4 protein-coding genes are annotated in these 4334 nt (G+C 73.9%); 3 read left to right on the top strand and 1 reads right to left on the bottom strand.

The annotated features are described in order from the left end of the window. Positions 1-46: 46 nt before the first annotated feature. Complete coding sequence (pheA, locus tag SACPADRAFT_RS0215330; RefSeq protein ID WP_007026675.1) at positions 47-955, bottom strand: prephenate dehydratase; 909 nt, start codon at positions 953-955, stop codon at positions 47-49. 101 nt (positions 956-1056) lie between these two features. On the opposite strand from pheA, the gene SACPADRAFT_RS0215325 reads away from it, so the two are divergent. The 3 genes from SACPADRAFT_RS0215325 to SACPADRAFT_RS28025 form a co-directional block, all read left to right on the top strand. Next, the gene (locus SACPADRAFT_RS0215325) at positions 1057-1683 is read left to right on the top strand and encodes a macro domain-containing protein (protein ID WP_007026676.1); all 627 of its coding nucleotides are present in this window, start codon (positions 1057-1059) and stop codon (positions 1681-1683) included. A gap of 221 nt (positions 1684-1904) precedes the next feature. Then, entirely contained in the window at positions 1905-2837 is a 933-nt protein-coding gene (gene coaA, locus SACPADRAFT_RS0215320) for a type I pantothenate kinase (protein WP_007026677.1), read from the top strand. A gap of 110 nt (positions 2838-2947) precedes the next feature. Continuing rightward, positions 2948-4334: AfsR/SARP family transcriptional regulator (locus SACPADRAFT_RS28025; RefSeq protein WP_040924401.1), on the top strand; the 1387-nt coding region annotated here is incomplete at its 3' end.

Below are 4334 nucleotides of genomic sequence, written 5' to 3'. Positions count from 1 at the left end.
CATCCGGCTCTGACCCCCGATCCCGGCCGTTCAGGCAGGCGGCCGGTCAGGCACGGTCGCCCCGGCGCACCGCGTCGACCCACTCCCCCGCGGCGACGAAGTCGGTGTCGGCCGCGCCCGGCTCGACCGTCGTCCGCACCCCGTCGGCGCGCGGATGCGAGCCGAGGAACCGCACGTCCCCGCACCGCCGCCGCAACGCGGCGAGCGCGTCACCGACGCGGGGCTCGGCGATGTGGCCCTCCAGGTCGAGGAAGAACCGGTAGAGGCCGAAGTTGCCCCGGATCGGCCGGGCGTCGATGCGGGTCAGGTTGATGCCCCGCAGCGCGAGCTCGGTGAGCAGTTCGGCCAGCGAACCGGTGCGGTTCGCCGCGGCCACGACGACGGAGGTGCGGTCGGCCCCGGTGGGCCCGGGCAGCCGCCCCGGCGGGCCGAGCAGCAGGAACCGGGTGCGCGCGTCCGGCACGTCGGCGACCCCCTCGGCCAGCACGTCGAGCGGGTAGTGCTCGACGGCGACCGGTGCGGCCACGGCCGCGTCGTACTCGCCCCGCTGGACGGCCACCGCGGCGGCCGCCGTGGACGGTGCGGCCACGGTGTGCGCCTCGGGGAGGTTGCGCTCCAGCCACTCGCGCACCTGGGCGAGTGCGTGCGGGTGGCTGGCGACCGTGCGCACGACCGCCACCCCCGGCGCGGCGAGCACCGCGAAGTGGATCGGCAACAGCGCCTCGGCGACGGCGACCAACGGTGCGTCCCCGGCCAGCCCGTCGAGCGTGGCGGTGACCGGCCCCTCGACCGAGTTCTCGACCGGCACGCACGCCCGCTCGGCGGTGCCCTCCCGCACGGCCGCGAGCGCCGCGGAGATCGTCTCGACCGGGACGAGCTCACCCTCCGGTGCGAGCGCGCGGGCGGCCTGCTCGGTGAACGTGCCCTGCGGGCCGAAGTAGGCGATCCGGGACATGGAACAACAGGCTACGCCGGTGCCGGGTGAGACGATCCTCACCCGTTCGGCCGGGAGGGGCGGCGGTTACCAGGCGTCCGATTCTTTGTCATGCTGGTGAGGTGACCGCCGAATCTGGCACGCACACACGCAACGGACCCGGGGCGGACGGCACGGGCGCCACCACCCCGTCGGCCACACCGGAACTGGTGTTGTGCGCCCTCGACGAGCCACTCGTGCAGGCCTGGAACACGGTCCGCGACTCGGTGACGGGCCCGGTCCGGGTGCATCGGGGCTCGGTACTGGAGGTCCGCGCACAGGCCGTGGTGAGCCCGGCGAACTCCCTCGGCTGGATGCGCGGCGGTATCGACGCCGTCTACGCGCGGACGTTCCCGGGCATCGAACAGCAGGTGCGCAGCACCGTCCTCGCCTACCACGGGGGTGAGCTGCCGATCGGGGAGGCGGTCGTCGTGCCCACCGGCGCCCCCGTCCCGGAGTGGCTGATCAGCGCCCCCACCATGCGGCAGCCGGGCGAGTCGCTGCCGGACGACACGGTGCACCCGTACCTGGCCGCCCGCGCGGTATTCCTGCTGTGGCGGGACGGCATGTTCGAGCAGGGCGCCCGGTTCCGGGACGTCGTGAGCACGATCGCGATGCCCGGTCTGGGCACCGGCGTCGGCGGTGTGTCCCCGGCCACCTGCGCCCGCCAGGTGTCGGCCGCGTGGGAAGAGGTCTTCCTGGGCCGCTGACCGGCGCTGACCGGCGCTGACCGGCCCGGTGACCGGTGTGCGACAGCGGTCTCCCCGTCCGCGCGACAGGTCACCCGGCCCGGCGGCGGCACCACGCCACGGGCCCGGCCCCCGCGGGTGCACAACGTCACAGCGCGTCGGCGCCGGTGACCGCTTACGGTTGAGTCCGCGTGAAGAACAGGTGTACAGCGCCGGCCCACCGACGGGCGAGGAGTGAGTGAATGGCGCGGGTCCGTGAGCGCAGCCCCTACGTCGAGTTCCAGCGGGACCAGTGGCGGGAACTGCGCAGGTCGACACCGCTGCCGCTGACCGCCGCGGAGCTGTCCCGGCTGCGGGGCCTCGGCGAGCAGATCGATCTCACCGAGGTCGCGGAGGTCTACCTCCCGCTGTCCCGGCTGATCAATCTCCAGGTGGCGGCCCGCCAACAGCTGTACGAGGCGACCACCACGTTCCTCGGCGAGGACACCCGGGGCACCAAGGTGCCGTTCGTCATCGGTGTCGCGGGCAGCGTGGCGGTGGGCAAGTCGACCACCGCCCGGATCCTGCGCACGCTGCTCGCCCGCTGGCCCGACCACCCCCGGGTCGACCTGGTGACCACGGACGGGTTCCTGCATCCCCGGGCGGAGCTCGTCCGCCGGGGGATCATGCACCGCAAGGGTTTCCCGGAGAGCTACGACCGCAGGGCACTGCTGCGGTTCGTCACCGAGGTGAAGTCGGGCGCCGAGGAGGTCCGGGCACCGGTCTACTCGCACACCGCCTACGACATCCTGCCCGACGAGGAGCAGGTCGTGCGCCAACCGGACATCCTGATCCTGGAGGGGCTCAACGTCCTGCAGCCGGGGCCACGGCTGACCGTGTCGGACCTGTTCGACTTCTCGCTCTACGTCGACGCGCACACCGCCGACATCGAGCGCTGGTACGTCGAACGCTTCCTCAAGCTGCGGCACACCGCCTTCGCCGACCCGACGTCGCACTTCCACCACTTCGCCGGCCTGGACGACGAGGAGGCCACCGCGGAGGCCCTGCACCTGTGGAAGACGATCAACGAGCCGAACCTGATGGAGAACATCCGGCCGACCCGCCCGCGCGCGACACTGGTGCTGCGCAAGGACGCGGACCACTCGATCAACCGGGTGCGGTTGCGCAAGCTCTGACGGTCCGGGAGCCGTGACCGTGGGGTCGCCGGGGTTCCCCCGACGGTGATTCACCCGGTCCGGCCGTTCTCCGAGTGGAGTACCACCCGGTAGGGGCCGACCATGGCGGTGTGAGCAAGGGCACGGACCACCTCCTCGTACGGGTTCTCGGTCCACTCGAGATCGACCGGCGCGCGGCGGACCAGCCGCTGACCGACCGGGCGCTGCGGGCGGTGCTGTCCACCCTGCTCGTCCACGCCAACCAGGGCGTCTCCGCGGACGCCCTGGTGGAGGCGGCCTGGCCGCCCGCGCAGCGGCCGGCGCGGGCCCTGGACTCGCTGGACGCCCGGGTCGGCAAACTCCGCACCCTGCTCGCCCCGGAGGCCGAGATCAGCTGGTCGGCGGCCGGGTGCGTGCTGCACCTGGCGCCCGACCGGATCGACGCCGTGCGGTTCGAGCACATGATCGAGGCCGCGCGCTGGTGCCCGGCACCGGAGGCGATCTCCACACTGGACCGCGCGCTGGCCTTGTGGCGGGGCGACCCGCTGCCCGATCTCCGGCGGGCCGGGGCCGACCACCCGGAGGCCGTCCGGTTGCGACAGTTGCGGGCCCGTGCGGTGGAGGACCTGGCCGCACGGGAGCTGGAGACCGGGAAGGTGGCCGACGCGGCCCAGCGGCTGCTCAATCTGCTCTCCGCCGAACCCCTCCGGGAGCGGGCCTGCGGCTACGCCATGTGGGCGCTGCACCACCTCGGCATGACCGCCGACGCCGTGGCCTGCTACGAACAGCTGCGCGAGCGGGTGTCCGACGACCTCGGTGAACCGACCAGTGTGGAGCTGGACGAGACGTTCGAGGCCGTGACCGGGCGGTACCCGGGGTCGGCCCACCCGGGCAGGCCGGTGCCGCCGGGGACGACGTTCGTCGGCCGGGGGCACGAACGCGCACGGCTCAACGGGCTGCTCGACCGGGAGCGGCTGGTCACGGTCGTCGGACCCGGCGGCGTCGGGAAGACCCGGCTGGTCACCGAGACCCTGTCCACGGCCACCGTCGGCGTCACCGTGGTGCCGCTGTCCACCCGGGACGCCGGGGAGCTGCCCGGAGCCGTGGCCGGGGCCCTGGGGATCCACACGCACGACCGGGATCCCGACCCGCTCGCGACGGTGGCCGAGTACCTCTCCGGCCGCCGCCGGGTGCTGGTGCTGGACTCGTGCGAACACCTGCTCACCGAGGTCCGCACGCTCGTGCGCACACTGCTCGGGCGCTGCCCCGCGGTCACCGTGCTCACGACCGGCCGGGTACGGCTCGGGCTCGCCGAGGAGTGTGTGCTGCCGCTCGGGCCGTTGGCCCGGGACGGCACCCGGGACCCGCTCGATTCCAAGGCCGGACGGTTGTTCCTCGACCGCGCCCGCACCGCCCGCCCCGACTTCCCCGCCGACGACCACGAGGCCGACGCCGGCCGCGCCGTGCTCCGGCGGATCGGGTGCCTGCCGCTGACCGTGGAACTGCTCGCCGCCCGCG

This window comes from Saccharomonospora iraqiensis subsp. paurometabolica YIM 90007 (genome assembly GCF_000231035.2).
In the GTDB taxonomy this organism is placed as follows: domain Bacteria; phylum Actinomycetota; class Actinomycetes; order Mycobacteriales; family Pseudonocardiaceae; genus Saccharomonospora; species Saccharomonospora paurometabolica.
The sequence above is the reverse complement of the archived record's forward strand: the minus strand, read 5'-3'. Positions and strand labels throughout refer to the sequence as shown.